Raw genomic sequence first — 26,521 nt, forward strand, 5'->3', positions numbered from 1 at the left:
ATTTTCCTTATTGGAGAATCCCTTAAGTTTACCGGATTTTTGCGGTCCTGAGACACATAACCTTCATACTGGTCACAACCCCACCAAAGCATTACAATACGCGGCTTGCAATCCTGAGCTGAGCAAGTCGATGACTAAAAAACTCCATATAAAAACCTGGGGCTGTCAGATGAACGAATACGATTCATCCAAGATGGCCGATCTGCTGGATTCAACCCACGGATACCAGCTGACTGAAAATGCGAAAGAAGCGGACGTGCTGCTGCTGAACACCTGTTCGATTCGTGAAAAAGCGCAGGAAAAAGTCTTTCACGTGTTAGGCCGCTGGAAGCTTCTCAAACGAAAAAATCCGGACCTGATCATCGGGGTGGGTGGCTGCGTCGCGTCGCAGGAAGGTAAGCTGATCCGCCAGAGAGCCCCGTATGTGGATATCGTCTTTGGCCCTCAGACCCTGCACCGCCTGCCGGAGATGATCAATCAGGTTCGCGGCAACCGTAGCCCGGTCGTTGACGTCAGCTTCCCGGAAATCGAAAAGTTTGACCGTCTGCCGGAGCCGCGCGCCGATGGCCCGACCGCCTTCGTCTCCATCATGGAAGGCTGCAACAAATACTGCACTTACTGCGTGGTGCCTTACACCCGTGGTGAAGAAGTCAGCCGTCCGGCAGATGATATTCTGTTTGAAATCGCGCAGCTTGCCGCACAGGGCGTTCGCGAAGTGAACCTGCTGGGCCAGAACGTAAACGCCTGGCGCGGGGAAAACTACGACGGCACCACCGGCAGCTTTGCCGAACTGCTGCGTCTGGTGGCCGCGATTGACGGCATCGACCGCATTCGCTTTACCACCAGCCATCCGATGGAGTTTACCGACGACATCATTGACGTGTATCGCGATACGCCAGAGCTGGTGAGCTTCCTGCACCTGCCGATTCAGTGTGGCTCTGACCGCGTGCTGAACCTGATGGGCCGCCCGCATACGGTGCTGGAGTACAAGTCCACCATTCGCAAGCTGCGTGAAGCCCGTCCGGATATCCAGATCAGCTCCGACTTTATCGTCGGCTTCCCTGGCGAAACCGCTGATGACTTCGAGCGCACCATGAAGCTCATCGGTGAAGTGAATTTTGACGTCAGCTACAGCTTCATCTTCTCTGCGCGTCCTGGAACACCTGCGGCCGATATGGTTGACGATGTGCCGGAAGAAGAGAAAAAGCAGCGTCTGTATATTCTGCAGGAGCGTATTAACCAGCAGGCCAACGCGTGGAGTCGCCGTATGCTCGGCACCGTTCAGCGCATTCTGGTGGAAGGCACCTCCCGCAAGAGCATTATGGAACTCTCCGGTCGTACCGAAAACAACCGCGTGGTGAACTTTGAAGGCACCCCGGATATGATCGGTAAATTCGTGGACGTCGAGATTGTCGAAGTGCTGACCAACTCGCTGCGCGCGAAGCTGGTACGCACCGAGGACGAAATGGGCCTGCGTATTGCCGAGTCACCGGAATCCGTGATCTCTCGTACCCGTAAAGAAAACGATTCTGGCGTGGGGATTTACCAGCCTTAATCCTCCTGGCCTGCCTTTCCGGCAGGCCTTGTATTTCCTCTCATCGTCCCCAATATCTTCCGCAACGCTTGCGCCTTTATTCTGTGGCGTGAATAATTTCGGTAATGACCGTTTTATTACGTCCTATCGCAATGGGTCAGTTAACCAATTAAAGAGGAACAGTTTGAATATAGATACGCGTGAAATTAGCCTTGAGCCAGCAGACAACGCTCGCCTGCTGAGCCTGTGCGGGCCGTTTGATGACAACATCAAACAACTGGAGCGACGTCTGGGTATCGAAATCAATCGTCGCGATAATCATTTCAAACTTACCGGACGCCCTATCTGCGTCAACGCCGCTGCGGACATTCTGCGTAGCCTGTATGTGGATACATCACCCATGCGCGGCGAAATTCAGGATATCGAACCGGAACAAATTCACCTTGCCATTAAAGAGGCGCGCGTGCTTGAGCAAAGCGCGGAAAGCGTGCCGGACTACGGTAAGGCAATCAATATCAAGACCAAACGTGGCGTCATTAAGCCGCGTACGCCAAACCAGGCGCAGTACATCGCCAATATCCTCGACCACGACATCACCTTCGGGGTGGGTCCGGCGGGGACGGGTAAAACCTATCTCGCCGTTGCCGCTGCGGTAGATGCGCTGGAACGCCAGGAGATCCGTCGTATTCTGCTGACCCGTCCGGCCGTTGAAGCGGGCGAAAAGCTGGGCTTCCTGCCGGGCGATCTGAGCCAGAAGGTCGACCCGTATCTGCGCCCGTTATACGATGCGCTGTTCGAGATGCTCGGCTTTGAGAAGGTTGAGAAGCTCATTGAGCGTAACGTTATCGAAGTGGCCCCGCTCGCCTACATGCGCGGTCGTACGCTGAACGATGCGTTCATCATTCTCGATGAGAGCCAGAACACCACCATCGAACAGATGAAGATGTTCCTGACGCGTATCGGCTTTAACTCGAAAGCGGTCATCACCGGTGACGTCACCCAGATCGACCTGCCGCGCAGCACCAAATCCGGCCTGCGCCACGCCATTGAGGTGCTGGCCGAGGTCGACGAAATCAGCTTTAACTTCTTCCACAGTGAAGACGTGGTACGCCACCCGGTGGTCGCGCGTATCGTTAACGCCTATGAAGCCTGGGAAGAGGCGGATCAGAAGCGTAAGGCCGAACTGGCCGCAGAACGTAAGCGCGAAGCGCAGGAGCAAGAACAGAAATGAGTCAGGTGATCCTCGATTTACAGCTGGCCTGTGAAGACAATTCCGGCATGCCAGATGAGGCACAGTTTCAGAAATGGCTGGATGCCGTTATTCCTCAGTTTCAGGAAGAATCAGAAGTCACGATTCGCCTGGTGGATGAAGCAGAAAGCCATGAGCTTAACCTGACCTATCGCGGGAAAGATAAGCCGACCAACGTGCTCTCTTTCCCGTTCGAAGCGCCGCCGGGTATTGAGATGCCGCTGTTGGGCGATCTGATCATCTGCCGTCAGGTGGTTGAACAGGAAGCCAAAGAGCAGCAAAAGCCGCTTGAGGCCCACTGGGCGCATATGGTGGTACACGGCAGCCTGCACCTGCTCGGCTACGATCACATTGAAGATGACGAAGCGGAAGAGATGGAGTCCCTCGAGACAGAGATAATGCTTGCTCTGGGCTATGAGGATCCGTACATTGCCGAGAAAGAATAGTCCGTCACCTGACGGACTCACATGCCGCCACGAAAGGATATCGCGTGGCGGTAAACGTTGAACTAACAAGAGAACCCTTAACAAACGCCATGAGCGACGACAATTCACACAGTAGCGACACGACAACCAGTAAAAAGGGATTTTTCTCCCTCATTCTGAACCAGCTTTTCCACGGCGAACCCAAAAACCGTGATGAACTGCTGGAGCTGATTCGTGATTCCGGGCAGAACGACCTTATCGACGAAGATACGCGCGAAATGCTCGAAGGGGTTATGGACATCGCCGACCAGCGCGTTCGCGATATCATGATCCCCCGCTCGCAGATGATCACCCTGAAACGTAACCAGACTCTGGACGAGTGCCTCGATGTGATCATTGAATCCGCCCACTCGCGTTTCCCGGTCATCAGCGAAGATAAAGATCACATCGAAGGGATTTTGATGGCGAAAGATCTGCTGCCGTTTATGCGCAGCGATGCCGAAGCCTTCAGCATGGAAAAAGTGTTACGCCAGGCCGTGGTTGTGCCGGAAAGTAAACGTGTGGATCGGATGCTGAAAGAGTTTCGCTCTCAGCGTTACCACATGGCGATTGTTATTGATGAGTTTGGTGGCGTTTCCGGTCTGGTCACGATCGAGGATATTCTTGAGCTGATCGTGGGCGAAATCGAAGACGAGTACGACGAAGAAGAAGATATCGACTTCCGTCAGCTTAGCCGCCACACCTGGACCGTGCGCGCGCTGGCCTCGATTGAGGACTTCAACGACGCCTTCGGTACCCACTTCAGCGATGAAGAGGTCGATACCATTGGCGGGCTGGTGATGCAGGCCTTTGGCCACCTCCCGGCGCGCGGTGAGACCGTTGACATCGACGGTTACCAGTTCAAAGTGGCAATGGCCGACAGCCGACGTATTATACAGGTTCACGTCAGAACGCCGGACGACTCACCGGTGCCAAAACTGGAAGATTAATGTAAATGGCATTTGCCCCACTGCTTGAACGCCAGCGCGTCCGTTTGCTGCTGGCGCTGTTACTCGGAGCCAGCGGTACGCTGGCTTTTTCTCCTTACGATATCTGGCCCGCCGCCATTCTCTCCCTAATGGGGCTTCAGGGCCTGACCCTGAATCGTCGTCCGGTCCAGGCTGCGGCCATCGGTTACTTCTGGGGACTGGGGCTGTTTGGCTCAGGCATCAACTGGGTTTATGTCAGCATCGCCCAGTTTGGTGGTATGCCTGGCCCGGTTAACGTCTTCCTGGTGGTATTGCTCGCCGCATATCTCTCGCTCTATACCGGTCTGTTCGCCGGCATCCTTTCTCGCCTGTGGCCAAAAACCACCTGGCTGCGCGTCGCCATTGCCGCGCCGGTGGTCTGGCAGATAACCGAGTTCCTGCGTGGCTGGGTGCTGACGGGCTTCCCGTGGCTGCAGTTCGGCTACAGCCAGATTGACGGCCCCCTGAAGGGTCTGGCGCCGGTAATGGGCGTTGAGGCCATCAACTTCCTGCTGATGGTGGTCAGCGGCCTGCTGGTCCTGGCGCTGGTCCAGCGCTGCTGGAAGCCGCTGGCTGTGGCGCTGGTGCTGTTTGCCCTGCCCTTCCCGCTGCGCTATATCCAGTGGTTCACGCCTGAGCCAGAGCGCACCCTGCAGGTGTCCATGGTGCAGGGGAATATTCCGCAGTCTATGAAGTGGGATGAGAAAGAGCTGCTGAATACGCTGAAGATCTACGCCAACGCCACCGAAGAGGTGATGGGTAAATCCCAGCTGATTATCTGGCCGGAATCTGCGATCCCCGATCTGGAAATTAACCAGCAGCCGTTCCTCAACATGATGAACGACCTGCTGCTGGCGCGCGGCAGCACGCTGATCACCGGGATTGTCGATGCGCGTCTGAATCAGCAGAACCGCTACGACACCTACAACAGCATCATTACGCTCGGGAAAGATAGCGAGTACAGCTACCACTCCACTGACCGGTACAACAAGAACCACCTGGTGCCGTTTGGTGAATTTGTCCCACTGGAGTCGATTCTGCGCCCGCTGGCCCCGTTCTTTGACCTGCCTATGTCCTCTTTCAGCCGCGGCCCGTACGTACAGCCTCAGCTGCACGCGCACGGCCTGGCCCTGACGGCGGCCATCTGCTACGAAATCATTCTCGGCGAGCAGGTACGCGATAACTTCCGCCCGGATACTGACTATCTGCTGACCATCTCCAACGACGCCTGGTTTGGTAAGTCAATCGGCCCGTGGCAGCACTTCCAGATGGCACGTATGCGCTCTCTGGAGCTGGCGCGTCCGCTGCTGCGCAGCACCAACAACGGCATCACGGCTGTGATTGGTCCGCAGGGTGAAATTCAGGCGATGATCCCGCAGTTTACCCGCGAGGTACTGACCACTAAAGTCACGCCAACCACCGGGCTGACGCCATACGCGCGCACCGGCAACTGGCCGCTGTGGATACTGACCGTGCTGTTCGGCTTTGGCGCGGTGCTGATGAGCCTGCGTCAGCGTCGGAAATAACCTTCCCTTCTGTTGTCGGGTGGCGTAGCCGCCACCCGACAATTTTCTCCAGACTCCCATTCTGGCACGCCTATTGCTTTGTTTATTCAGGTAAACGCAGTTTGGCTTAACGTGCAACTTTGTCGCACCAGCGTAGATCATCGGTAGCACCGAAACGGTGCAACGGGAGATATTTGCCTCTGAATGGTGCGGCGCGCTTCGCAAAAATAAACAATAACGCAGCAAAATCTTTACATTAAGCCAGACTAAATGTTAACAAGCTTGCATAACACTGCACTCGCACTGCGCGAGATATAACAACATCACAATGGGTATCAATGCGTCGCTGGCGCTGATAAAAAAGGAGTTGGGTATGCAATTACGTAAACTGGCCACAGCAATGCTGGTTATGGGAATGTCTGCAGGCGTGGTTCACGCTGAAGATGCGCCTGCAGCAGGCAGCACTCTCGACAAGATTGCCAAAAACGGCGTCATCGTGGTCGGCCACCGTGAATCTTCTGTCCCGTTCTCTTACTACGACAACACGCAAAAAGTCGTGGGCTATTCACAGGATTACTCCAACGCCATCGTTGAAGCTGTGAAGAAAAAGCTGAACAAACCTGACCTGCAGGTGAAGCTGATCCCAATCACTTCACAGAACCGTATTCCACTGCTGCAAAACGGCACCTTTGACTTCGAGTGTGGCTCCACCACCAACAACCTCGAGCGTCAGAAACAGGCTGCCTTCTCTGACACCATCTTTGTCGTGGGCACTCGTCTGCTGACGAAGAAAGGCGGCGAGATCCAAGACTTCGCTGACCTGAAAGGCAAAGCGGTTGTTGTGACCTCCGGTACCACGTCAGAAGTGCTGCTGCACAAGCTGAACGACGAGAAGAAAATGGATATGCGCATCATCAGCGCGAAAGACCATGGCGACTCCTTCCGTACCCTGGAAAGCGGTCGTGCCGTCGCGTTTATGATGGATGACGCCCTGCTGGCGGGCGAACGTGCGAAAGCGAAGAAACCAGACAACTGGGATATCGTCGGTACCGCGCAGTCCAAAGAAGCCTACGGCTGTATGCTGCGTAAAGACGATCCGCAGTTCAAAAAGCTGATCGATGACACCATCGCTCAGGTGCAGACCTCCGGCGAAGCGGAAAAATGGTTCGACAAATGGTTCAAGAACCCGATTCCACCAAAAAACCTGAACATGAATTTTGAACTGTCTGACGACATGAAAGCGCTGTTCAAATCTCCAAATGACAAGGCTCTTAACTAATTAGAACAACAGGGGCGGGATCTCCTGCCCTCTCGATTGTCGGGAAGCATGGACAGACTATACGTTGAGTGGTCGTTCCCCACTCAGCGCGAAAAATGAGCTTCTCACCAATCTTCGAGGGTAGCGCTGCTACCCTTTTTTTTCTGGAGTTTATTATGTCAATAGACTGGAACTGGGGCATATTCCTGCAACAAGCCCCGTTCGGCAACACCACCTATCTTGGCTGGCTGTGGAGCGGCTTTCAGGTCACCGTGGCACTATCGATAACGGCGTGGATTATCGCGTTTCTTGTCGGTTCTCTGTTCGGTATTCTGCGCACCGTCCCTAACCGTTTTCTTTCAACGCTTGGCACCCTGTATGTGGAACTGTTCCGTAACGTTCCGCTGATCGTGCAATTCTTTACCTGGTATCTGGTCATCCCGGAACTGCTGCCGGAAAATATTGGCATGTGGTTCAAGTCGGAGCTGGATCCGAACGTGCAGTTCTTTGTCTCCTCCATGATGTGTCTGGGGCTGTTTACCGCTGCGCGCGTTTGCGAGCAGGTGCGTGCCGCCATTCAGTCATTGCCGCGCGGACAAAAAAACGCTGGCCTGGCGATGGGCCTGACGCTGCCCCAAACCTACCGCTACGTGCTGCTGCCTAACGCCTACCGGGTTATCGTTCCACCGATGACCTCCGAGATGATGAACCTGGTGAAAAACTCGGCCATCGCCTCTACCATCGGCCTGGTGGATATGGCCGCGCAGGCGGGCAAGCTGCTGGATTATTCCGCTCACGCGTGGGAATCCTTCACCGCGATCACGCTCGCGTATGTTCTGATTAACGCTTTCATCATGCTGGTGATGAACCTGGTTGAACGCAAAATCCGCCTGCCGGGTAATCTGGGGGGCAAATAATGTACGAATTTGACTGGAGTTCTATCGTTCCATCCATGCCTTACCTGCTTGATGGCCTGGTGATTACCTTAAAAATCACCGTTATTGCCATCATCATTGGTATCGTCTGGGGCACCCTGCTGGCCGTCATGCGCCTGTCGAGCTTTAAGCCGCTCGCCTGGTTTGCGACCGCCTACGTTAACGTGTTCCGCTCCATCCCGCTGGTGATGGTGCTGCTGTGGTTTTACCTGATTGTGCCCGGCTTCCTGCAGAACGTGCTGGGGCTGTCGCCGAAAACCGATATCCGTCTGATCTCCGCCATGGTGGCGTTCTCAATGTTCGAGGCCGCTTACTACTCAGAAATTATCCGAGCGGGCATTCAGAGTATCTCCCGCGGGCAATCCAGCGCCGCGCTGGCGCTCGGGATGACGCACTGGCAGTCCATGCAGCTCATTATTCTGCCGCAGGCGTTTCGCGCCATGGTTCCGCTCCTGCTGACCCAGGGCATCGTGCTGTTCCAGGATACCTCGCTGGTCTACGTTCTGAGTCTGGCAGACTTCTTCCGTACCGCGTCAACCATCGGTGAACGTGATGGTACGCAGGTCGAGATGGTGCTCTTTGCGGGTGCGGTCTATTTTGTGATTAGTTTAAGCGCGTCGCTGTTGGTCAGCTGGCTGAAGAAAAGGACGGTATAATGATTTCCCTGAAAAATGTTTCTAAATGGTATGGGCACTTTCAGGTGCTGACCGACTGCTCCACCGAAGTCAAAAAAGGCGACGTAGTGGTGGTATGCGGGCCGTCCGGCTCCGGTAAATCGACGCTGATTAAAACCGTCAACGGACTGGAGCCGGTGCAGCAGGGTGAGATCGTTGTCAACGGCACCAAAGTCAACGATAAGAAAACTAATCTCGCCCAGCTTCGCTCTCACGTTGGCATGGTGTTCCAGCACTTTGAGCTGTTCCCTCACCTCTCCATTATTGAGAACCTGACGCTGGCGCAGGTAAAAGTGCTGAAGCGTGATAAAAAAGCGTCGCGCGAGAAAGGTCTGAAGCTCCTGGAACGCGTTGGGCTTTCGGCGCATGCCGATAAGTTCCCGGCACAGCTTTCTGGCGGCCAACAGCAGCGTGTGGCGATCGCCCGCGCGCTGTGCATGGATCCGGTGGCAATGCTGTTTGATGAGCCAACGTCCGCGCTCGATCCAGAGATGATCAATGAAGTGCTGGACGTAATGGTCGAGCTGGCGCACGAAGGGATGACCATGATGGTGGTGACCCACGAAATGGGCTTTGCCCGTAAAGTGGCCAACCGCGTGATCTTTATGGACGAAGGGAAAATTGTCGAAGACTCACCGAAAGAAGAGTTCTTCGCTAACCCGAAATCAGAGCGTGCGAAAGATTTCCTCGCGAAAATCCTGCACTAACCTTCCCGGTGCGCAATCTGCGGATTGCGCACTGCTTCACGCTTTCGCTCAGTTCCTCTCGTCGGCGTCACATTGCAGCGTTAACCTTGTCACAAAATAACGCTACGTATGGAGAACGCTATGGCACAGCCTATTATTCTCGATTGCGATCCGGGTCATGACGACGCGATCGCGCTCGTCCTCGCTCTTGCCTCCCCTGAACTCGAGGTAAAAGCCGTCACCTCGTCCGCCGGAAACCAGACGCCGGACAAAACCCTTCGCAACGTGCTGCGCATGCTCACGCTGCTCAAACGCACCGACATTCCTGTCGCCGGCGGGGCCGTGAAGCCACTGATACGCGAGCTGATTATTGCCGACAACGTTCATGGTGAAAGCGGGCTGGACGGTCCGGCACTGCCGGAGCCGGGTTTCACGCCGCAAAACTGTACCGCCGTGGAGCTGATGGCGAAGGTTCTACGTGAGAGTGCAGAACCGGTAACGCTGGTGGCAACCGGACCGCAAACCAACGTTGCGCTGCTGCTGAACAGCCATCCTGAGCTGCATAATAAAATTGCCCGAATTGTGATTATGGGCGGGGCCATGGGGCTGGGGAACTGGACGCCTGCGGCGGAGTTCAACATCTTTGTCGACCCGGAAGCCGCGGAAATCGTCTTCCAGTCCGGCTTACCAATTGTAATGGCGGGACTGGACGTTACCCACCGCGCGCAGATTATGGCGGACGATATTGAGCGATTCCGCTCCGTGGGTAATACGGTCGCGACAACCGTGGCCGAGCTGCTCGACTTCTTTATGGAATATCACAAAGCCGAGAAGTGGGGACTCCACGGCGCGCCGCTGCATGACCCGTGCACCATTGCCTGGCTACTGAAGCCGGAGATGTTCACTACGGTGGACAGATGGGTTGGTGTTGAGACGCAGGGAAAATACACCCAGGGAATGACGGTGGTGGATTACTACTCGCTGACGGGGAATAAACCGAATACCACGGTGATGGTGGACATCGACCGCGAGGCGTTTGTGGATTTGCTGGCGGAGAGACTGGCTTACTATTGTGCGGTCTGATGCCCTCACCCCAACCCTCTCCCACGGGGAGAAGGAGCAAACACTAAAAACGGCAACGGGGTTGCCGTTTTGCTTTTACCTTTTGCGGCCTGATGCCCTCCCCCCCCCCTCTCCCACGGGGAGAGGGGGCAGAGAGTTTTGCTTTTATTTATGGCTCAAACGGCCGACGCTGGAACTGATCGTGGCCGCATTTCGGACACAGCGGCAGGACATCCGGCGTATATACCGCAATATGATGGTGGCAATTCTCACACACCAGATTTCCCAAGCCGACCACCTCACCACTGTGATACACACCGTGATGGTTCAAATCCTGAAAGACCTCGCGCCACTCCAGCTGCGTTTTATCCGTGATGTCGGCCAGCTCTTGCCACAGGCTCTCTTTAATCACCCGCATAAAAACGCTGTCCGTGACCTCCTCCTGGCTCTCCTGGTAGCTGCGCGCGAACTCTTCCAGATCGCGACGCACGGCGCGCGTCACCTCTTCCACTTCGGTTCGCGTTAACTCACCCGTTTGCGTCACGCGGGCACGCGCTTGCTCCACCAGCGCGTCGATATCTCGCTCGCCGTTACGCAGCCGTTCCGTCAGTGTCGCCACCAGTTCGCGGTAAAATTGAGCAACCTTGTTCATCATTTTGCCTCCCGGGTAAGTAACTATTTCTAATAATAGACCTTATTTCATCGCCGCTTTGTCAGGTGAAGCACAGACCCGGTAAATTCCTGCAAAGCGCATTTGTGCGAAAGGCTGTTTTGACGCGGGCGTTTGGGCTATGCTATGCGGATCTGAATTACCACATCCATTGGCTACATTTGTAGCTGTATTGAAAACAGGACCACTGGCTGCCATGCAAGAGCAATACCGCCCGGAAGAGATAGAATCAAAAGTCCAGCAACACTGGGACGAGAAGCGCACCTTTGAAGTAACCGAAGACGAGAGCAAAGAGAAGTATTACTGCCTGTCGATGCTTCCCTATCCTTCTGGTCGACTACACATGGGCCATGTGCGTAACTACACCATCGGCGATGTGATTGCACGCTACCAGCGCATGCTGGGCAAAAACGTTCTGCAGCCTATCGGCTGGGATGCGTTCGGTCTGCCTGCGGAAGGCGCGGCGGTCAAAAACAACACCGCACCGGCACCGTGGACGTACGACAACATCGCGTACATGAAAAACCAGCTCAAAATGCTGGGCTTTGGCTATGACTGGAGCCGCGAGCTGGCAACCTGTACTCCGGAATACTATCGCTGGGAGCAGAAGTTCTTCACCGAGCTGTACAAAAAAGGCCTGGTGTATAAGAAGACCTCTGCCGTTAACTGGTGTCCGAACGACCAGACCGTTCTCGCGAACGAACAGGTTATCGACGGCTGCTGCTGGCGCTGTGACACCAAAGTTGAGCGTAAAGAGATCCCACAGTGGTTTATCAAAATCACCGCTTACGCTGATGAGCTGCTGAACGATCTGGATAACCTCGACCACTGGCCAGATACCGTTAAGACCATGCAGCGCAACTGGATCGGCCGTTCTGAAGGCGTGGAGATTACCTTCAACGTTGAGAACTACGACCAGACCCTGACTGTCTACACCACCCGTCCGGACACCTTCATGGGCGCGACCTACCTGGCCGTGGCCGCAGGTCACCCGCTGGCGCAGAAAGCGGCAGAGAATAACCCGGAGCTGGCCACCTTCATTGACGAGTGCCGCAACACCAAAGTGGCCGAAGCCGACATGGCGACGATGGAGAAAAAAGGCGTCGCGACAGGCTTCTATGCGAAGCATCCGCTGACTGGCGAAGCGATTCCTGTCTGGGCAGCGAACTTCGTGCTGATGGAGTACGGTACAGGCGCGGTAATGGCCGTTCCGGGCCACGATCAGCGCGACTACGAGTTTGCCACCAAATACAGCCTGCCGATTAAAGCCGTTATTCTGGCCGCCGATGGTTCTGAACCCGACCTGTCCGAACAAGCGCTGACCGAAAAAGGCACCCTGTTCAACTCCGGTGAATTCAGCGGCCTGAGCTTCGAAGAGGGCTTCAACGCCATCGCCGATAAGCTGGCCTCTCTGGGCGTAGGCGAGCGTAAAGTTAACTTCCGTCTGCGCGACTGGGGCGTGTCCCGTCAGCGTTACTGGGGCGCGCCAATCCCAATGGTGACGCTGGAAGATGGCACCGTGATGCCAACGCCGGAAGATCAGCTCCCGGTGATCCTGCCGGAAGACGTGGTCATGGACGGTATCACCAGCCCGATCAAAGCCGATCCTGAGTGGGCAAAAACCACCGTCAACGGTCAGCCTGCGCTGCGTGAAACCGACACCTTTGACACCTTTATGGAGTCATCCTGGTACTATGCGCGCTACACCTGCCCGCAGTATCAGGACGGTATGCTCGATTCCGATGCGGCAAACTACTGGCTGCCGGTTGATATCTATATCGGCGGCATCGAACACGCCATCATGCACCTGCTCTACTTCCGCTTCTTCCACAAACTGATGCGCGATGCAGGCATGGTGAACTCTGACGAACCAGCAAAACAGCTGCTGTGTCAGGGCATGGTACTGGCGGATGCGTTCTATTACGTCGGTGCTAACGGCGAGCGTAACTGGGTTTCTCCGGTTGATGCGATCGTCGAGCGCGACGAGAAAGGCCGTATCGTTAAGGCGAAAGACGCCGAAGGTCATGAACTGGTCTATACCGGCATGAGCAAGATGTCTAAGTCGAAAAACAACGGCATCGATCCGCAGGTAATGGTTGAGCGTTACGGTGCGGACACCGTGCGTCTGTTCATGATGTTTGCCTCTCCGGCCGACATGACCCTGGAATGGCAGGAGTCCGGCGTGGAAGGGGCGAACCGCTTCCTGAAACGCGTCTGGAAACTGGTTTACGAACACACTGCACTGGGCGATGCCCCGGCGCTGAACGCCGCCGCACTGACTGAAGATCAGCAGGCGCTGCGTCGCGATGTTCATAAAACGATTGCGAAAGTGACCGATGATATTGGTCGTCGTCAGACCTTCAATACCGCAATTGCGGCTATTATGGAACTGATGAACAAGCTGGCGAAGGCTCCGCAGGACGGCGAGCAGGATCGTGCCTTAATGCGTGAAGCGCTGCTGGCCGTCGTTCGCATGCTGAACCCGTTCACTCCGCACGTCAGCTTCACCCTGTGGCAGGAGCTGAAAGGCGAAGGCGATATTGACAACGCGCCGTGGCCGCAGGCTGACGAAGCCGCGATGGTGGAAAACACGACGCTGGTTGTGGTCCAGGTAAACGGCAAAGTCCGCGGTAAAATTACCGTGGCGGTCGATGCAACCGAAGAACAGGTTCGCGAGCGCGCGGGCCAGGAACCTCTGGTCGCAAAATATCTTGAGGGCGTTACCGTACGTAAAGTGATCTACGTACCGGGTAAACTGCTCAATCTGGTCGTTGGCTAAGCGCGGGAGGAAACGTGCGACAACTGGCAACAATACTCTTATCACTGGCGGTGCTTGTCACCGCCGGCTGTGGCTGGCACCTGCGCAATACCACGGCAGTGCCTGCTGAGATGAAAACGATGATTTTCGACTCATCGGATCCGAATGGTCCACTCAGCCGGGCAGTTCGTAATCAGCTGCGTCTGAACGGCGTTGAGCTTGTTGAGAAACGAACGCTGCGCCAGGATGTACCGTCTCTGCGTATCATCGGAGGAGGTCTGTCGAGAGATACGGCCTCTATCTTCCAGGATGGTCGTACAGCTGAATATCAGATGGTGCTGACGGTCAACGCAGCGGTCCTGATCCCGGGTAAAGACATCTATCCGATCAGCGCGAAAGTGTTCCGTTCGTTCTTCGATAACCCGCAGACGGCATTGGCAAAAGATGCCGAACAGCAGATTATCATCAACGAAATGTACGACAAGGCGGCGGAACAGCTGATCCGTAAACTGCCAGGTATTGCAGCGTCTACCCGACAAGGCTCTGACATTGTTGAAAAACCGGTTGCTGGCACGCTTCCTGCTGCTAACTCTCTGGGTAAATGATGATCAGGCTGTATCCTGAACAACTCCGCGCGCAGCTCAAAGAAGGGTTGCGCGCGGCGTATTTGCTTCTTGGAAACGATCCGTTATTGCTTCAGGAAAGCCTGGATGCCGTGCGGCATGAAGCCGCCTCTCAGGGCTTCGATGAACACCACACCGTCCAGCTGGATAACAACACCGACTGGAATGCCCTCTTCTCACTCTGTCAGGCGATGAGCCTTTTTGCGTCGCGCCAGACTATTCAGATCCTGCTGCCGGAAAACGGCCCTAACGCGGCCATCAATGAACAGCTGGCCACGCTAGTCAGCCTGCTTCACAGCGATCTGCTGCTGATTGTGCGCGGCAACAAGCTCACCAAAGCGCAGGAAAATGCGGCGTGGTTCACCCAACTCGCAGCCCACGCGGTGCAGGTCACCTGTCAGACGCCTGAACAGGCGCATCTGCCCAAATGGGTGGCAGCGAGAGCGAAGCAGAACAACCTTCAGCTGGATGATGCGGCGAACCAACTGCTCTGCTACTGCTATGAAGGTAACCTGCTGGCCCTGGCGCAGGCGCTGGACAGACTCTCCCTGCTCTGGCCAGATGGCAAGCTGACCTTACCGCGCGTCGAGCAGGCCGTTAACGACGCGGCACACTTCACGCCGTTCCACTGGGTGGACGCGCTGCTGTCGGCGAAAAGCAAACGCGCCCTGCATATTCTGCAACAGCTGCGTCTCGAAGGGAGCGAACCGGTTATTCTGCTGCGTACGCTGCAGCGCGAATTATTGCTGCTGATTACGCTCAAGCGTCAGTCGGCCCATACGCCGCTGCGTTCGCTGTTTGATAAACACCGCGTGTGGCAAAATCGCCGGGCTTTAATCACCGAGGCCGTCAACCGCCTGAGTCATGAACAGCTTCGTCAGGCTGTGCAGCTTCTGATGCGCGCTGAGCTCACGTTAAAACAAGATTATGGCCAGTCGGTCTGGGCGGAGCTGGAAAGTCTTTCTCTCCTGCTCTGCCACAAGGCGCTGGCAGACGTTTTTATTGATGGATAGCATGCATTCTTTACAGGCCTTATATGGCGGCACCTTCGACCCGGTACATTACGGGCATCTGAAGCCGGTTGAAATTCTGGCGAATCTGATCGGCCTTCATCGCGTCACCATCATGCCCAACAATGTCCCGCCCCATCGTCCACAGCCCGAGGCGACCAGCGAGCAGCGAAAAGAGATGCTTGCCCTTGCCATCGCAAATAAACCGCTATTCCGACTTGACGAGCGTGAGCTGCGTCGCGACACGCCCTCCTGGACGTCTCAGACGCTTCAGGAGTGGCGCGCCGAACAAGGGCCAGACCAGCCGCTTGCCTTTATCATCGGCCAGGATTCTCTGCTGAATTTCCCTACGTGGCATCAGTATGAAACCATCCTGGAGAACAGCCACCTGCTCGTCTGCCGCCGTCCCGGCTATCCGCTGACCATGCGCGAAGAGCAGTATCAGCAGTGGCTGGAAGACCATCTCACCGATAATGTTGAAGATCTTCACAACCAGCCTGCCGGGAAGATCTATCTGGCGGAAACGCCGTGGTTTGATATCTCTGCAACCCTCATTCGCGAGCGTCTACAGCAGGGTTTAGCGTGTGACGATCTGCTGCCGACCCCGGTGCTGGCCTATATCCATGCGCACGGTTTGTATCAGAAAAGCGCAGATGAATAGCCGGAGAGCATAAAAAGCGGCTTATTGTTTATCCCGCCTTGACAGGGTAAGCCATACTGTTATTCTCCGCTGCCAGACTTTCCCGCCGATCATTGCTTTACAGAAATTGTTTTACAAAAATGGCAATGCAATCTCAGGCGGAGGGTGGGATGATACCCGCCTTCAAAAGCCCGGCCGGAGACATTTGTCCCGACGCAGGCGTGAGTTCAGGTATACTGTCTGGCTACGAATTCAAAGTTTTACAATCTCATTCACCCCAGGGGGAAAACTTGCAGGGTAAAGCACTCCAGGATTTTGTTATTGACAAAATTGATGACCTGAAAGGTCAGGACATCATCGCTATCGACGTTAAGGGTAAATCCAGTATTACCGACTGCATGATCATCTGCACCGGTACATCGACGCGTCATGTTGTTTCAATTGCCGATCACGTGGTTCAGGAATCGCGTGCAGCAGGGCTGTTGCCGCTGGGTGTTGAAGGTGAAGCGACGGCTGACTGGGTGGTAGTCGACCTCGGCGATGTGATTGTCCACGTCATGCAGGACGAGAGCCGTCGCCTGTATGAGCTGGAAAAACTCTGGGGTTAATGCGTGAAGTTACAGCTGGTCGCCGTCGGCACCAAAATGCCGGACTGGGTACAAACCGGTTTTACTGAATATCTGCGTCGTTTTCCAAAAGACATGCCGTTCGAGCTGGTGGAAATTCCCGCCGGGAAGCGCGGCAAGAACGCGGATATCAAACGTATTCTCGATAAAGAGGGCGAACTAATGCTGGCTGCCGCTGGCAAAAACCGCATCGTCACCCTCGATATTCCAGGTAAACCCTGGGATACGCCGCAGCTGGCGCAAGAACTGGAGCGCTGGAAGCAGGATGGCCGTGACGTCAGTCTGTTGATTGGCGGACCAGAAGGGTTATCCCCTGCCTGCAAAGCAGCGGCTGAACAAAGTTGGTCCCTCTCCGCGCTGACGCTTCCCCACCCGCTCGTTCGGGTACTGGTGGCAGAAAGCCTGTATCGCGCGTGGAGCATTACTACCAACCACCCCTATCACCGCGAGTAATGACTGACCAGGGTAGAATAAGCAGCGGATGAAACTACAGAATTCTTTTCGCGACTATACGGCTGAGTCCGCGCTGTTTGTGCGCCGGGCGCTGGTCGCCTTTACCGGGATTTTGCTGCTTACCGGCGTGCTGATCGCCAACCTCTATAATCTGCAAATTGTCCGCTTTACCGACTACCAGACGCGTTCAAACGAAAACCGCATTAAGCTGGTGCCTATCGCACCCAGCCGCGGCATTATTTACGATCGTAACGGCACCCCGCTGGCGTTGAACCGCACCATCTATCAAATCGAGATGATGCCGGAAAAAGTCGATAATGTTCAGGATACGCTGGAAGCGCTGAAAAGCGTTGTCGACCTTAACGATGACGATATCGCGGCGTTTAAAAAAGAGCGCGCCCGCTCTCACCGCTTCACCTCGATTCCGGTTAAAACCAATTTGACGGAAGTCCAGGTGGCCCGCTTTGCGGTGAATCAGTACCGTTTCCCCGGCGTGGAAGTGAAGGGATATAAGCGTCGCTACTATCCTTACGGCTCCGCGCTGACGCATGTGATTGGCTACGTTTCCAAGATTAACGACAAAGACGTCGACCGCCTTGATAAAGACGGCAAGCTGGCCAACTACGCTGCAACGCACGATATCGGTAAGCTGGGGATCGAACGTTACTACGAAGACGTTCTGCACGGGCAAACCGGCTATGAAGAGGTTGAGGTTAACAACCGCGGCCGCGTGATCCGCCAGCTAAAAGAAGTGCCGCCTCAGGCGGGGCATGACGTCTATCTGACGCTCGACCTTAAGCTTCAGCAGTATATCGAAACCCTGCTGGCGGGCAGCCGTGCAGCCGTTGTGGTCACCGATCCTCGTACCGGCGGCATCCTGGCAATGGTCTCCATGCCTAGCTATGACCCGAACCTCTTTGTTGATGGGATTTCGAGTAAAGACTATTCCGGTCTGCTGAATGACCCGAACACGCCGCTGGTCAACCGCGCGACGCAAGGGGTTTACCCGCCGGCATCCACGGTTAAACCGTACGTGGCGGTCTCTGCGCTGAGTGCCGGCGTCATCAACCGTAATACCAGCCTGTTTGACCCGGGCTGGTGGCAGCTGCCGGGTTCAGATAAGCGCTATCGTGACTGGAAAAAATGGGGTCACGGTCATCTGAACGTCACCAAATCACTGGAAGAATCTGCGGATACCTTCTTCTATCAGGTGGCGTATGACATGGGTATCGACCGCCTGTCAGAGTGGATGAGCAAATTCGGCTACGGGCATTACACCGGCGTGGACCTTTCAGAAGAACGTTCTGGCAACATGCCAACGCGTGAATGGAAGCTGAAGCGCTTTAAAAAACCGTGGTATCAGGGTGACACTATTCCGGTGGGTATCGGCCAGGGTTACTGGACAGCGACGCCGATTCAGATGAACAAAGCCATGATGATCCTCATCAATGACGGCGTGGTAAAAGTGCCCCATCTGCTACAGAGTACGGTTGAAGACGGCAAAAAAGTGCCGTGGAATCAGCCGCACGAGGCGCCAGTGGGTGACATCCATTCCGGCTTCTGGGAAATTGCGAAAGACGGTATGTACGGCGTGGCAAACCGCCCGAACGGTACCGCGCATAAGTACTTCACCGGTACGCCGTACAAAGTAGCCGCTAAATCCGGTACTGCGCAGGTATTTGGTCTGAAAGCCAACGAAACCTATAACGCGCACCGCATTGCTGAACGTCTGCGTGACCATAAGCTGATGACGGCGTTTGCCCCTTATGATAACCCGCAGGTCGCGGTGGCGATGATTCTGGAGAACGGCGGTGCCGGGCCAGCAGTAGGGACCATCATGCGCCAGATCCTTGACCACATTATGCTGGGTGATAACAACACCGAACTGCCGGCTGAAAACCCGGCCGCCGCTGCGGCGGAGGACCAATAATCATGACGGATAATCCAAATAAAAAATCGCTGTGGGATAAAATCCACATCGACCCAGCCATGCTGCTGATCCTGCTGGCTCTGCTGGTATACAGCGCCCTGGTTATCTGGAGCGCCAGCGGCCAGGACATCGGCATGATGGAGCGCAAAATCGGCCAGATCGCAATGGGTCTGATCATCATGGTGGTGATGGCGCAAATTCCGCCGCGCGTCTACGAAGGCTGGGCGCCCTACCTCTACATCTTCTGTATTATTTTGCTGGTTGCGGTAGATGCGTTTGGCGCCATTTCAAAAGGGGCACAGCGCTGGCTGGATCTGGGCGTTGTCCGCTTCCAGCCCTCGGAAATTGCCAAAATCGCCGTTCCATTGATGGTGGCACGCTTTATCAACCGCGACGTCTGTCCGCCGTCGCTGAAAAACACCGCCATCGCGCTGGTGCTGATTTTCCTGCCGACGCTGCTGGTTGCGGCGCAGCCTGACCTTGGCACCTCAATTCTTATCGCCCTTTCCGGCCTGTTTGTCCTTTTCCTGTCGGGACTGAGCTGGCGCCTGATTGGTATCGCGGTGGTGCTGATTGCAGCGTTCATTCCTATCCTCTGGTTCTTCCTGATGCATGACTACCAGCGCCAGCGCGTCATGATGCTGCTCGATCCGGAAACCGATCCGCTGGGCGCGGGCTATCATATTATTCAGTCCAAGATTGCGATTGGCTCCGGCGGCCTGCGCGGTAAAGGCTGGCTGCACGGCACGCAGTCGCAGCTGGAATTTTTACCGGAACGCCACACCGACTTTATCTTTGCCGTACTGGCGGAAGAGCTGGGGCTGGTTGGCATCTTAATATTGCTGGCGCTGTACGTACTGCTGATCATGCGGGGATTGTGGATTGCAGCACGCGCACAAACCACTTTTGGTCGCGTCATGGCCGGCGGGTTGATGCTGATTTTATTCGTTTATGTCTTCGTAAATATTGGTATGGTGAGTGGTATTCTGCCGGTGGTAGGCGTACCGCTGCCGCTGGTGAGTTACGGAGGCTCGGCACTGATCGTGTTGATGGCCGGGTTTGGTATCGTGATGTCGATCCATACCCACAGAAAAATGTTGTCAAAAAGCGTATAAAAATAAGGGGATCGGAATGCGTAAGCAGTGGCTGGGGATCTGCATCGCGGCAAGTTTACTTGCGGCCTGCACAAGTGATGATGGTCAGCAACAGGCAACCGTCGCGCCGCCGCAGCCTGCGGTGTGTAATGGCCCGATCGTTGAAATTAGCGGTGCCGATCCCGTTTATGAACCGCTGAATGCCAGTGCCAATCAGGATTACCAGCGCGACGGCAAAAGCTATAAAATTGTTCAGGATCCTTCCCGTTTCAGTCAGGCGGGCTTTGCCGCCATTTATGATGCCGAGCCAGGCAGTAACCTGACGGCTTCCGGGGAAGTGTTCGACCCAATGCAGCTGACGGCAGCACACCCGACGCTGCCGATCCCGAGCTACGCCCGTATCACCAACCTGGCGAATGGCCGTATGATCGTCGTGCGGATCAACGACCGTGGTCCTTACGGAAATGACCGGGTGATTTCCCTGTCGCGCGCGTCTGCCGATCGCCTGAACACCTCGAACAACACCAAAGTCCGTATTGACCCGATTATCGTCGCACAGGATGGTTCGCTCTCCGGGCCGGGTACCGCGTGTACGACGGTGGCAAAACAGACCTATGCCCTTCCTGACCGCCCAAATCTTGACGGCGGAATGGGAAGCGTCTCGTCTCCGGCAGAGCCTGCTCAGCCGGGGGGAGAAATACGCCCGATCAGCAATGACACGCTGCAAAGCGAGGATTCTACCGGCGCGCCGGTAAAGAGTAGTGGCTTTCTTGGCGCACCGACGACCTTAGCCTCGGGCGTGCTGGAAGGCAGTGAGCCGACTCCAGCCCCTGCTCCCGTTGCGGCACCAGTAACCCAGCCGGCTCCCGTAACGGCGCCTGCAGCCACGCAAAGTGCGGTGGTAGCGGCTCCAGCAGCGGCCAGCGGCAGCTATGTGGTTCAGGTAGGCGCAGTAAGCGATCAGGCCCGGGCCAGGCAGTATCAACAGCGTCTGAGCCAGCAGTTTGGCGTACCGGGACGCGTTGAGCAGAACGGCGCGGTCTGGCGCATTCAGATGGGGCCGTTTGCCAGCAAATCGCAGGCCGCGTCCCTGCAGCAGCGTCTGCAGAATGAAGCTCAACTTCAGTCATTTATCGCTGTTGCGAAATAATTAACCAGCGGTATCCGAATTGTCAGTTAGTGTAAAACACATTCACAAACTCATGCTTAAAGTCGGATGCCTGCCTGAATAGCATTTGCTATAGTAAGGCACTTTTTTTAATTCCATCACGGATGTCGTAGTTCTGACCATGAAGACCACTTTTTCTGCTCGTTTTGTGCAGCGCATGGCGCTGACCACGGCCCTTTGCGCTGCTGCGCTCTCTGCAGCTCACGCCGATGACCTGAATATCAAGACCATGATCCCTGGCGTTCCGCAAATCGACGCGGAATCCTACATCCTGATCGATTACAACTCTGGCAAAGTGCTGGCAGAACAGAATGCCGATGCCCGCCGTGACCCGGCCAGTCTGACCAAAATGATGACCAGCTACGTTATCGGCCAGGCGATGAAGGCAGGTAAATTCAAAGAATCGGATCTGGTCACCATCGGTAACGATGCGTGGGCAACCGGGAACCCTGTTTTCAAAGGTTCCTCTCTGATGTTCCTGAAGCCGGGTATGCAGGTTCCTGTTTCCCAGCTGATTCGCGGTATCAACCTGCAGTCTGGTAACGATGCCTGCGTGGCGATGGCCGACTTCGCCGCCGGGAGCCAGGATGCCTTCGTGGGCCTGATGAACAGCTACGTTAACGCGCTGGGTCTGAAAAACAGCCATTTCCAGACCGTACACGGCCTGGACGCAGACGGTCAGTACAGCTCCGCACGTGACATGGCCCTGATTGGTCAGGCGCTGATCCGCGATGTACCTAATGAATACTCTATCTATAAAGAGAAAGAGTTCACCTTCAACGGTATTCGTCAGACCAACCGTAACGGCCTGCTGTGGGATAACAGCCTGAACGTTGACGGCATCAAAACTGGCCACACCGACAAAGCGGGCTACAACCTGGTGGCCTCTGCCACTGAAGGTCAGATGCGTCTGATCTCTGCCGTGATGGGCGGCCGGACCTTTAAAGGTCGTGAAACAGAAAGCAAGAAACTGCTGACCTGGGGCTTCCGCTTCTTCGAAACCGTGAACCCACTGAAAGCAGGGAAAGAGTTTGCGTCTGAACCCGTCTGGTTCGGCGACAACGACCGTGCTTCACTCGGCGTTGATAAAGATCTCTACCTGACCATTCCACGCGGTCGCATGAAGGATCTGAAAGCCAGCTACGTGCTGAACAGCACCGAGCTGCATGCCCCGCTGCAGAAAAACCAGGTTGTGGGTACGATCAACTTCCAGCTGGATGGAAAAACGATCGATCAGCGTCCGCTGGTTGTCCTGCAAGAAATTCCTGAAGGCAATTTCTTCGGCAAAATCATTGATTACATTAAATTGATGTTCCACCACTGGTTTGGTTAAAAATTGAACACTTGAAAGTGTGATTTTGATCCCCATATACTAAGTATCCTGATAACTCCCACCTGACGTGGGAGTTATTATTTTTTGACGTTACGCCGGAGCTGACATGAAAACCAAACTTAACGAACTGCTTGAATTCCCAACCTCATTTACCTACAAAGTAATGGGTCTGGCGAAACCTGAGCTGGTTGATCAGGTGGTTGAAGTGGTACAGCGCCATGCGCCGGGTGACTACTCTCCGTCAGTAAAACCAAGCAGCAAGGGCAACTACCACTCGGTTTCTATTACCATCACTGCGACACATATTGAGCAGGTGGAAACGCTGTACGAAGAGCTCGGCAATATCGAAATTGTTCGTATGGTGCTGTAGTCCCTTTGCGGTTACCCGGTTTGCCGGGTAACCCCTCTCCCCCGCTGTGATATACTCCTCCACACCTTTTGTCCCTCGTCTTCGGAGACGCAGTTTTGTATCAGGATAAAATTCTGGTCCGTCACCTCGGGCTGCAACCTTATGAGCCTGTCTCCCAGGCTATGCATGACTTCACCGATTCACGCGATGACAGCACCCCAGATGAGATCTGGCTGGTCGAACACCTGCCGGTATTTACGCAAGGCCAGGCGGGTAAAGCAGAGCATTTGTTAATGACGGGAGATATCCCGGTTATTCAGAGCGATCGCGGCGGTCAGGTCACTTATCATGGGCCCGGTCAGCAGGTGATGTACGTCCTGCTCAATCTGAAGCGCAGAAAGCTGGGCGTGCGTGAACTGGTTACCTTACTGGAACAAACTGTCGTCAACACGCTGGCGGAATATGGTATTGACGCACATCCACGCGCCGATGCGCCGGGAGTCTACGTTGGGGAAATGAAGATCTGCTCACTGGGGCTGCGTATTCGTAAAGGTTGCTCATTCCATGGCCTGGCCTTGAATATTAATATGGACCTTGCGCCTTTCCAGCGCATTAACCCCTGCGGCTACGCCGGCATGGAAATGACGCAAATGCGTCAGTGGGTTGAAACCGCTACGCCAGAACATATTCGTCCCGTGCTTTTAAAGCAGATGTTAGCGCTACTTAACAATCCCCCATACGAATATATCCCTGCTTAATACAGCATACAACATGGCTCGATAATTTGGCGGGCCACTGTTTATTTACAGCTTTTGCACTTTACAATAATCCACAGATTCTATATTTTCGAAGCGCCCGAATATTACCGTCACATATTATTTAGCCTCCAGCAAGCATGGCAAACACGGCATAAGTAAGGTGAGCAATTATCACACAACCGTTTGCCCTTGATAAACAAGTGAAACAAAACCAACACTTTACGAATCTCTACAAGCATAATAAATAAATTCAACTATCATTCATATTGTGAATGTATACGGAGTGAAAGCGTGGAGTATAATAATTTACCAGCCAAACGACTGAATGAACCCGGTGGCGAAGACAAGCCGCAAATTTTTCGGACTTTACGTAATATTGATCTCAATTTACTGACTATTTTTGAGGCGGTATATGTCCATAAGGGTATCGTTAACGCTGCGAAAATTCTTAATCTCACGCCATCAGCAATAAGCCAGTCAATCCAAAAGCTTCGCGCTATATTTCCCGACCCGTTATTTATCCGTAAGGGCCAGGGGGTAACGCCGACGGCTTATGCCACGCATCTCCACGAGTACATCAGCCAGGGGCTAGAGTCGATTCTGGGCGCACTGGATTTAACCGGGAGCTATGATAAGCAGCGAACCATCACCATCGGCTGTTCCCCTTCTGTCGGGGTGCTGGTGATGCCGGCGATCTTCCAGGCCGTAAAAGAGCATGCTCCGCAGCTCCTGCTTCGCAATGTGCCTCTCAATGAACCTGACATTCAGCTTGCCCAGTTCCAGACGGACCTGATTATTGAAAGCGGCAGCTTCAGTGCCAGAGCGCTGGGGCAAAATGTGCTTTATGCGGATAACCTGGTACTGGTTTGCCGCCAGCAGCATCCTGCTCTTAGCGAGCCGTTAACCATCGAAAACCTGCGCAACTACGATCACTCGTCTTTCATGACCGAAGGGCAATCTAATCATGCACTTCGTCAGCGTATTGATGAAATTTTCCCGGAACGTCAGATCAGCTTCAGCAGTTACAATATGTTTACCACCGCATCCCTGATCGGCAGCAGCGATATGCTGTGCGTTATGCCATCACGCCTGTACAGCCTGCTACAAAAATGCTGGCCGCTGGAAAGCATCCCGCTCAGCCAGCTTAATGCGGAATCTATCGAGATTTCACTGCATTACAACAAGCTGAGTTTGCGCGATCCGGTCCTGGAAAACGTCATCCGCATCATCCGTCAGGCCTTCTGACAGGTTTAGCCAGCACAAGCCCCTGCAACCCGCAGGGCAAAAGGCACAAAACAACAACTATTTTACAAATTGGCGATCTGGCAGGCTGCTTTAACGACCGTTTCAATGATATACTGCCTGTCGTTCGTTCAAAAATAGTTGATAAATACAACATTCCCTTGAATTGAAACGCTTTCCTTCGATATTCGCAACTGGAACACGCACGCTATGAGTAAACCCATTGTGATGGAACGCGGTGTTAAATACCGCGATGCCGATAAAATGGCCCTTATCCCGGTTAAAAACGTGGCTACAGAGCGCGAGGCGCTGTTAAGAAAACCGGAATGGATGAAAATCAAACTTCCGGCCGACTCTTCGCGTATCCAGGGGATCAAAGCGGCGATGCGCAAGAATGGTCTTCACTCCGTGTGTGAAGAAGCCTCTTGTCCGAACCTTGCTGAATGTTTCAATCACGGTACCGCGACGTTTATGATTCTGGGTGCTATCTGTACCCGCCGCTGCCCGTTCTGCGATGTTGCTCATGGCCGTCCAGTCGCGCCTGATGCTAACGAACCCCAGAAACTAGCGCAGACCATCGCTGACATGGCGCTGCGTTATGTGGTTATCACATCCGTTGACCGTGACGACCTGCGTGATGGTGGTGCTCAGCACTTCGCCGACTGTATTACGGCCATTCGCGAGAAAAGTCCTAACATCAAAATCGAGACGCTGGTGCCTGACTTCCGCGGCCGTATGGACCGCGCGCTGGATATCCTGACCGCGACGCCGCCAGATGTGTTTAACCACAACCTGGAGAACGTGCCGCGTCTTTACCGTCAGGTCCGTCCGGGCGCTGACTATAACTGGTCCCTGAAACTGCTGGAGCGTTTCAAAGAAGCGCATCCGCATATTCCGACCAAGTCTGGTCTGATGGTGGGCCTGGGTGAAACCAATGATGAAATCATCGAGGTGATGCGCGATCTTCGCCGCCACGGTGTGACCATGCTTACCCTCGGACAGTATCTGCAGCCAAGCCGTCACCACCTGCCGGTACAGCGCTACGTGAGCCCGGACGAGTTCGATGAAATGAAAGCCGAAGCGATGGCGATGGGCTTCACCCACGCTGCCTGCGGCCCATTCGTTCGCTCCTCATACCATGCCGATATGCAGGCTAAAGGCGAAGAAGTTAAATAATGCTGTAATATTAATTTACAGTAATACAAAAAAACCGGCCTCATGAGCCGGTTTTTTTTCGCAAGCACTCAGGCGTTGCTGTCACTCTTTGTGAGAAAGCTTGTCTGCCGGGACGTCATCCTCGGCGCTTTTCTTCGCCGCTGCATCATCATCGTTCATCGCTTTCTTAAAGCCTTTGATGGCAGCCCCCAGGTCACCACCCAGCGTGCGTAACTTCTTGGTACCAAACAGCAGGACGACCAGTGCGGCAACCACCAGCAGTTTGGTAATACTAATCTCACCCATAGATACCTTCTTTACTTAAAACAGGCTGCATTCAGCGCCAAAACCTGACTGTATTAACGGTCATTTTGCGC

General features: G+C 54.6%; 26 protein-coding genes. 24 read left to right on the top strand and 2 right to left on the bottom strand.

The genetic code is table 11. The features are described from left to right. The first annotated feature begins 130 nt into the window (after positions 1-130). The 10 genes from miaB to rihA all read left to right on the top strand — a co-directional run bounded on the left by miaB (position 131) and on the right by rihA (position 10,356). The gene (miaB, locus tag M2422_RS08150) at positions 131-1,555 is read left to right on the top strand and encodes a tRNA (N6-isopentenyl adenosine(37)-C2)-methylthiotransferase MiaB (RefSeq protein WP_033144935.1); all 1,425 of its coding nucleotides are present in this window, start codon (positions 131-133) and stop codon (positions 1,553-1,555) included. Positions 1,556-1,718: 163 nt separating this feature from the next. Further along, entirely contained in the window at positions 1,719-2,765 is a 1,047-nt protein-coding gene (locus M2422_RS08155; protein WP_008501053.1) for a PhoH family protein, read from the top strand. Then, on the top strand, positions 2,762-3,229 hold the full coding sequence (gene ybeY / locus M2422_RS08160; protein ID WP_008501052.1) for an rRNA maturation RNase YbeY: 468 nt from the start codon (positions 2,762-2,764) through the stop codon (positions 3,227-3,229). The genes M2422_RS08155 and ybeY overlap by 4 nt, the downstream gene beginning before the upstream one ends. Positions 3,230-3,318: 89 nt before the next feature. Next, on the top strand, positions 3,319-4,197 hold the full coding sequence (corC, locus tag M2422_RS08165) for a CNNM family magnesium/cobalt transport protein CorC (RefSeq protein WP_021242574.1): 879 nt from the start codon (positions 3,319-3,321) through the stop codon (positions 4,195-4,197). A gap of 5 nt (positions 4,198-4,202) precedes the next feature. After that, on the top strand, positions 4,203-5,741 hold the full coding sequence (lnt, locus tag M2422_RS08170; RefSeq protein ID WP_064673645.1) for an apolipoprotein N-acyltransferase: 1,539 nt from the start codon (positions 4,203-4,205) through the stop codon (positions 5,739-5,741). 352 nt (positions 5,742-6,093) lie between these two features. After that, entirely contained in the window at positions 6,094-6,999 is a 906-nt protein-coding gene (locus tag M2422_RS08175) for an amino acid ABC transporter substrate-binding protein (protein WP_033144932.1), read from the top strand. 155 nt (positions 7,000-7,154) lie between these two features. Then, positions 7,155-7,895, top strand: coding sequence for an amino acid ABC transporter permease (locus M2422_RS08180; protein ID WP_023310756.1), 741 nt, complete (start codon positions 7,155-7,157; stop codon positions 7,893-7,895). Further along, positions 7,895-8,569 (top strand): glutamate/aspartate ABC transporter permease GltK, encoded by a 675-nt coding sequence (gene gltK, locus M2422_RS08185; protein ID WP_014883002.1) that lies wholly within the window; start codon positions 7,895-7,897, stop codon positions 8,567-8,569. Before M2422_RS08180 ends, gltK begins: the two co-directional genes overlap by 1 nt. Beyond that, positions 8,569-9,294 carry an amino acid ABC transporter ATP-binding protein gene (locus M2422_RS08190; protein ID WP_014883001.1) on the top strand — a complete coding sequence of 242 codons (726 nt, stop codon included), beginning with the start codon at positions 8,569-8,571 and terminating at the stop codon, positions 9,292-9,294. The genes gltK and M2422_RS08190 overlap by 1 nt, the downstream gene beginning before the upstream one ends. A gap of 120 nt (positions 9,295-9,414) precedes the next feature. Then, positions 9,415-10,356, top strand: a complete 942-nt coding sequence (gene rihA, locus M2422_RS08195) for a pyrimidine-specific ribonucleoside hydrolase RihA (RefSeq protein WP_064673644.1) — start codon at positions 9,415-9,417, stop codon at positions 10,354-10,356. 148 nt (positions 10,357-10,504) lie between these two features. Here rihA and M2422_RS08200 read toward each other — a convergent pair whose 3' ends face one another. Continuing rightward, positions 10,505-10,987, bottom strand: a complete 483-nt coding sequence (locus tag M2422_RS08200) for a zinc ribbon-containing protein (RefSeq protein WP_032661386.1) — start codon at positions 10,985-10,987, stop codon at positions 10,505-10,507. A 214-nt stretch (positions 10,988-11,201) separates the two neighbouring features. Between M2422_RS08200 and leuS the strand changes: the two genes are divergently transcribed. From leuS to lipA, 14 genes are all read left to right on the top strand, one after another. Next, positions 11,202-13,784, top strand: a complete 2,583-nt coding sequence (gene leuS / locus M2422_RS08205; protein WP_033144930.1) for a leucine--tRNA ligase — start codon at positions 11,202-11,204, stop codon at positions 13,782-13,784. Between the two features lie 14 nt (positions 13,785-13,798). Then, positions 13,799-14,368: an LPS assembly lipoprotein LptE gene (lptE, locus tag M2422_RS08210; RefSeq protein WP_064673643.1), complete on the top strand. Its 570-nt coding sequence runs from the start codon at positions 13,799-13,801 to the stop codon at positions 14,366-14,368. Beyond that, on the top strand, positions 14,368-15,399 hold the full coding sequence (gene holA / locus M2422_RS08215; RefSeq protein ID WP_064673642.1) for a DNA polymerase III subunit delta: 1,032 nt from the start codon (positions 14,368-14,370) through the stop codon (positions 15,397-15,399). The genes lptE and holA overlap by 1 nt, the downstream gene beginning before the upstream one ends. Next, positions 15,392-16,057, top strand: a complete 666-nt coding sequence (gene nadD, locus M2422_RS08220; protein WP_064673641.1) for a nicotinate-nucleotide adenylyltransferase — start codon at positions 15,392-15,394, stop codon at positions 16,055-16,057. Before holA ends, nadD begins: the two co-directional genes overlap by 8 nt. Positions 16,058-16,326: 269 nt before the next feature. Beyond that, on the top strand, positions 16,327-16,644 hold the full coding sequence (rsfS, locus tag M2422_RS08225; protein ID WP_023334893.1) for a ribosome silencing factor: 318 nt from the start codon (positions 16,327-16,329) through the stop codon (positions 16,642-16,644). Between the two features lie 3 nt (positions 16,645-16,647). Beyond that, positions 16,648-17,115, top strand: coding sequence for a 23S rRNA (pseudouridine(1915)-N(3))-methyltransferase RlmH (rlmH, locus tag M2422_RS08230; protein WP_023310748.1), 468 nt, complete (start codon positions 16,648-16,650; stop codon positions 17,113-17,115). Positions 17,116-17,143: 28 nt separating this feature from the next. After that, on the top strand, positions 17,144-19,045 hold the full coding sequence (gene mrdA, locus M2422_RS08235; RefSeq protein ID WP_047061344.1) for a peptidoglycan DD-transpeptidase MrdA: 1,902 nt from the start codon (positions 17,144-17,146) through the stop codon (positions 19,043-19,045). A 2-nt stretch (positions 19,046-19,047) separates the two neighbouring features. Further along, complete coding sequence (gene mrdB / locus M2422_RS08240) at positions 19,048-20,160, top strand: peptidoglycan glycosyltransferase MrdB (protein WP_023310746.1); 1,113 nt, start codon at positions 19,048-19,050, stop codon at positions 20,158-20,160. 16 nt (positions 20,161-20,176) lie between these two features. Beyond that, positions 20,177-21,289 (top strand): endolytic peptidoglycan transglycosylase RlpA, encoded by a 1,113-nt coding sequence (gene rlpA / locus M2422_RS08245; protein WP_033144926.1) that lies wholly within the window; start codon positions 20,177-20,179, stop codon positions 21,287-21,289. A 139-nt stretch (positions 21,290-21,428) separates the two neighbouring features. Next, positions 21,429-22,640: a D-alanyl-D-alanine carboxypeptidase DacA gene (dacA, locus tag M2422_RS08250; RefSeq protein ID WP_032638844.1), complete on the top strand. Its 1,212-nt coding sequence runs from the start codon at positions 21,429-21,431 to the stop codon at positions 22,638-22,640. Positions 22,641-22,746: 106 nt separating this feature from the next. After that, positions 22,747-23,010, top strand: a complete 264-nt coding sequence (ybeD, locus tag M2422_RS08255) for a DUF493 family protein YbeD (protein ID WP_006177135.1) — start codon at positions 22,747-22,749, stop codon at positions 23,008-23,010. A gap of 95 nt (positions 23,011-23,105) precedes the next feature. Beyond that, the gene (gene lipB, locus M2422_RS08260) at positions 23,106-23,747 is read left to right on the top strand and encodes a lipoyl(octanoyl) transferase LipB (protein WP_033144925.1); all 642 of its coding nucleotides are present in this window, start codon (positions 23,106-23,108) and stop codon (positions 23,745-23,747) included. Positions 23,748-24,038: 291 nt separating this feature from the next. Beyond that, positions 24,039-24,992: a YbeF family transcriptional regulator gene (locus M2422_RS08265; protein WP_032665064.1), complete on the top strand. Its 954-nt coding sequence runs from the start codon at positions 24,039-24,041 to the stop codon at positions 24,990-24,992. A 207-nt stretch (positions 24,993-25,199) separates the two neighbouring features. Then, a complete protein-coding gene (gene lipA, locus M2422_RS08270) occupies positions 25,200-26,165 on the top strand; it encodes a lipoyl synthase (protein ID WP_013097595.1) in 966 nt (321 codons plus the stop codon). A gap of 81 nt (positions 26,166-26,246) precedes the next feature. Here the strand turns inward: lipA and tatE are convergent, their stop codons facing one another. Beyond that, positions 26,247-26,450: a twin-arginine translocase subunit TatE gene (tatE, locus tag M2422_RS08275; protein WP_023310742.1), complete on the bottom strand. Its 204-nt coding sequence runs from the start codon at positions 26,448-26,450 to the stop codon at positions 26,247-26,249. Positions 26,451-26,521: the final 71 nt, after the last annotated feature.

The sequence above is a fragment of the Enterobacter sp. SLBN-59 genome (assembly GCF_024807915.1).
Lineage (GTDB): Bacteria > Pseudomonadota > Gammaproteobacteria > Enterobacterales > Enterobacteriaceae > Enterobacter > Enterobacter asburiae_B.